The sequence below is a fragment of the Bacteroides coprosuis genome (assembly GCF_020741705.1).
Lineage (GTDB): Bacteria > Bacteroidota > Bacteroidia > Bacteroidales > Bacteroidaceae > Bacteroides_E > Bacteroides_E coprosuis.
In genome coordinates this window covers 1-4,062 of the sequence record NZ_DYYK01000054.1, presented here as the reverse complement: position 1 = coordinate 4,062, position 4,062 = coordinate 1, and the positions used below count along the sequence as shown (strand labels likewise).

At 33.9% G+C, this 4,062-nt stretch carries 3 protein-coding genes; 1 reads left to right on the top strand and 2 read right to left on the bottom strand.

The annotated features are described in order from the left end of the window. The coding region (locus tag K8V80_RS03240) for a DUF6249 domain-containing protein (RefSeq protein ID WP_276775425.1) at window positions 1–358 on the top strand (358 nt) is incomplete at its 5' end. A 402-nt stretch (window positions 359–760) separates the two neighbouring features. Here the strand turns inward: K8V80_RS03240 and K8V80_RS03235 are convergent. Continuing rightward, entirely contained in the window at window positions 761–1,357 is a 597-nt protein-coding gene (locus tag K8V80_RS03235; RefSeq protein ID WP_276775423.1) for a DUF2284 domain-containing protein, read from the bottom strand. Between the two features lie 885 nt (window positions 1,358–2,242). Then, complete coding sequence (locus K8V80_RS03230; RefSeq protein ID WP_276775421.1) at window positions 2,243–3,265, bottom strand: NAD(P)H-dependent flavin oxidoreductase; 1,023 nt, start codon at window positions 3,263–3,265, stop codon at window positions 2,243–2,245. Window positions 3,266–4,062 lie beyond the last annotated feature (797 nt).

Here is a 4,062-nt window from a genome sequence, read left to right as displayed (position 1 = left end):
CTTTTATTTCTTTTATAAGATGTGCGAGTTATTTGTAACCCGTAAAGAACGAATTGCAATCATCGAGAAAATATCTGCCGACTTGCCAGGAGAGGCTTTTAGTAATACTTACTTTAGTAATCACACCAAGTTTACAAAGAGTACAGCTTTACATATTGGCTGCCTATTGATCGGTATCGGTCTAGGTATTGCAATAGCTTGTGTTATTGATGTATCCATAACCAATTCTGTGTACGAAATGGATCATAGAGTGAAAGATGCTTTAAATATATTCTACCCTGCACTTTCTGCTTTGTTTGGAGGTATAGGATTGGTGATATCTTACTTTTTAGAAAAGAAATATCGAGCAAAAAAATAAGTATTTATTAGTTGTGTGTATAAGAGGTGTCTCTTAAGATGAGATTTTTTTATGAAAAAGAGCGAGCAGTAGTAATACATGCCCGCTCTTTTATTGTAATAACCTTTTTTAGGTTAAGAAAGAGACAAATTTAAATTATATAAGTATCTAACTTCTATGCAGTAGATATTGTTCATTTTTTATGAAGAAATCTTCTTTTTCAGCATAGAAAGGAATAAACATATTGTCAAATATAAAAGTTCTATTGAATAAACCCAATTATTAAGAAGATAATGTTGATCTAAACTAATTTCATTGCTCTTATATGAAAGTAATTTGCTTGAAACTGACTGCTATTTATAAGTATGTTTGTATAAGTATGTCAGTTGGCCTCTTTATAAGATAGTTGTATATGAAATTAGTCTAAGGTAGCTCAAGTTGAAAAGAATCGGGTAGTTTATTCAGGCTCATTAATCCACTTACCAAAATATAGTATTCGGGCAGACTGCCATCTGTACTCCATTTCAATTCGAGCCCTAGGAGCTGAGAAGTGGTTTTCCCTATGTCAAACCCAAAAGCTTCCAGCGAAGGGCGTATTAAGTTGGGAAATCTACAAGGTTGGTTGTCTTTGCGTGTACAAGATTCTTCTGGACATAAGTGGCACGAGCCCGCATAATAACTTCTAGTGCCTGCAAACTCTTTCTCTAGTCGCAATAACTCTTGGTCTATCAAGGCTCTAACCTCGAACATCACGTCGCTTCCTGCCTTTTTAGTTTTCTCCATTGTCTGGTTTTGATCTCTAAACTCTTTGGTGAAACAAACCTGTGTTCCTATAATATAAGTGTAAGGATATGTGTTGATTAGTGGCAGGGGATCATAACTAAAGGGAGGGCAAGCCCAACTTTTGGTGTATCTATGGCATTGCTTACAGAACTCTATAAACTTTTCGGGTTGGCTGTACTCTTGTAGATATTGTGAAGTAGGTATAAAAGTGACTGTGTTTTTCAGCGTGTATTTCATGATATTCAGTAGATTAAAACGTATCCTATCTTATAATTTAGATTAAAGCTACAAATTAAAATGCGTACGAAGATCTATTTCAAGAGAGAGAATGAGAATAAAAAAGTTGGAATAGGAATTATTAAGAAGATTTTGCAGCTTTAAACGTTAAATCTGATACCAATTTGTGTAATAAATAAGAAAATATAAGGCTTAATAATAAAAAAAAGTGTTATCTTGCATTACATAAGATAGAAACCTAATTAAAACCTTAACTATACATAATGAATATCCATGTGGGATATTTAGAATTTTGATTAAACCTTAACTATGAAAAGATCTATATGTTAATTCTCTGATAAGCTCTAATCTTTCACAAATGCTACTGGATAGAGTAGATAACTTTCTTTTTTAAAGAGCTTTCATTCCATGTCTTTTGGGCATCCATAGATTTTCTAGGTAAAAGGCTTCTCAGGCATTAAGAAATCCTTAGAACAAAATTCACTTGTATTTATACATGTTGTATTTTTTAGTGTCTAATAAAGTTACTAGTTGATTTAATAAAAATGATGTATTTAGTGTTAGTTTATAGTTGTCGCTAGATAATGATTTGATAAAGGTAATATAGCGATCGAGTTCAAATGATACGACAAATACCATAATAGTTCATAATAAAATAGTGTGTGATTGATAGTTAGTTTTTTCATTGATTTATTTTTTAGTATCATTTGCGATAAGGCACTCTAAGTGATTAGGGTGCCTTATTGAGTTTTATAGACTGAGCCATTTGCCTTTCTATTTACTTGAATAAGTTAAGGATGAATGCGCTTTGCCAGATATAAAACAAAAGAGTATGGTTCGTGAGAACCATACTCTTTCCTTAATATCCTAATGGGAGAAGATTATTTAGATTAAGCTATCTAATAAATCTTTCACGCTTTGTCTCTTTCCTGAGTAGCCATTTTGTCCACACCACAAAGAGATGAATTGTGGATTTTGATTCTTCCTAGCTGATTTGCGAATAGACTTAGTTAGGCTATTTTGTATCGGGTAGGGAAGGATGGCATTTTCGGGCTGACTCTCTATCAGAGTAATAAACTCATTGCGAATCCCTCTCGCATATTTGCCAGAGAATGCTTTAGTCAGCACTGTATTATCTTGTTTCTCTTGAATTATGCTCTCCTTATAAGCCTCTGTAGCACCACTTTCATCGGTCAGTAGAAAGGCAGTACCCATTTGTACAGCTATAGCTCCAAGCTCCCTTGCTTTCTGAATATCTGGCTTGGTCATAATTCCGCCCGCAGCTATTACAGGAATGGCAACAGCCTTTACCACTTGAGGCAGTAAGGTTGTCAAAGGTATTTGTTGCATGGGTTCTAAGAATCCCCCTCTATGTCCACCTGCTTCAATACCTTGTGCAATAACGATATCTATTCCCGCTTTTTCTATTGCTAGTGCTTCCTCTACGCTTGTTGCAGTTGCCATAGTCAATATGTCATTGTCCTTCAAGCGCTGTATGACCTCCTTGCTTGGAATACCAAAGACAAAAGAGCAAATAGGTACTCGTAATTCAATCAGTTTATCTATTTGCTGATTGAATCTTTTCAAGTCTTTCTCGGGATTATTGGAGGGCAACTGAGGTGTCAGTTCAAACTTTTTGTAGATAGGGTCTAGCGCTTTGATTGCAATTTGCACTGCGTCAGGATCTACAATGTACTTTTCGGGTACAAAAAGATTAACCATAAAGGGCTTATGGGTTAAAGACTGAATCTCTTTAATGTCTTCCTCCATTTGAGGAGTTTTGATATAGCCAGCGGCATAAGAACCTAGTGCACCTAAGTTACTTATCTTGCTTACCAGTTGTGGAGTAGTAATGCCTCCAGCCATTGGAGCTTGAATGATGGGGATTTGTAAATTTAAGTGCTTCATACACTTTTATATTTAATCTGAATTTTATAGTCTAACAATTAAATACAAAAATACGTATTTTGATTGATATTTTGAAGTCATTTGCGTTAAAATAGTATCATTTAGATATTAGAGCTCTTTCTATTATTTGCTTTGTATTGAATATCAATAGTTTATAGATAGTATTTAAGAGTTTGTAAAAAGAATAAACAATGTTAATCCAGAAAATATACAATCTATGTAAGAGTTGTGTTCTCTCATAAAAGCCTACTGACTACATTCTATAAGCTAAAAAGGGTGTTTTGCTTACAGTTCGTAACTTGATATAAAATCCCCCTATCAACTATGAATCAGATACGTTCATTGACAAAAAGAAACTTGGTATATGGGGATTAAGATAGGGGTTGGGCATAAAAAAAGAGCGTATAAAACGCTCTTTTGTAGATAAATAAAAACTTGTAATATGAATATAGTTCAAACTAATTATAAAACGTATTTTAAAATCTATGTAGTTAGCAATGCCTATACATAGGCTTATTTTCTAATTCTAACAGTTGCTTTTTGCATTTTGCTTCTGGTAAGAAGTACTGTACTAGCTACTGCGATGAGAGATAAAATTAATATTTGCATAGTTATTATTTGTTAAGTTAAAATTTAGCTTGCTGGTAGAAATCCATTATTCTACTAGCGTATTCCACTCGGGATGTGCTTTTATATACTCTTGTGCAACAGGACACATTGGAAAAACAACATGTTCTTTGCGCTTTATTTCTTGTAGAGATTCCTCCATTAGAACAGGGATTACTTCATCACTCTCT

What these genes read in the sequence shown, in the direction of transcription:
- K8V80_RS03235 (WP_276775423.1), bottom strand. Translation starts at nt 1,357, where the DNA reads ATGAAATACACGCTGAAAAACACAGTCACTTTTATACCTACTTCACAA.
- K8V80_RS03230 (WP_276775421.1), bottom strand. Translation starts at nt 3,265, where the DNA reads ATGAAGCACTTAAATTTACAAATCCCCATCATTCAAGCTCCAATGGCT.